Annotated in this window: 1 protein-coding gene; it reads right to left on the reverse strand. The window is 73.5% G+C overall.

Annotation, left to right across the window (positions count from 1 at the left end):
- Positions 1 to 238 (reverse strand): acyl-CoA dehydrogenase family protein (locus NVV99_RS26840; protein WP_260783340.1); only part of this gene is annotated, 238 nt, incomplete at both ends.

The following is a 238-nucleotide window of genomic DNA, read 5'->3' on the forward strand; positions in this document are numbered from 1 at the left end:
TCAGTCGCACCGCCTTGACGTCGATGTAGGCGTCGGCGAGTCGCTGGGCGACGGCCTGGAAGCTGCCGCTCGGGCGGTCGAACTGGACGCGGTCGCGCGCGTACTGCGCGGTGAGCTCGAGGGCCTGTTCGAGGACGCCGCACTGGTAGGCGGCGGAGCCGAGCCGGCTGCGGTCGCGCAACCACGTCGCCACGGCGACGCCGTCGGTGCCGAGAACACGGTCGGCCGGGAGCGGGAC

It is taken from the genome of Rhodococcus sp. PAE-6 (genome assembly GCF_025290685.1).
In the GTDB taxonomy this organism is placed as follows: domain Bacteria; phylum Actinomycetota; class Actinomycetes; order Mycobacteriales; family Mycobacteriaceae; genus Rhodococcus; species Rhodococcus pyridinivorans.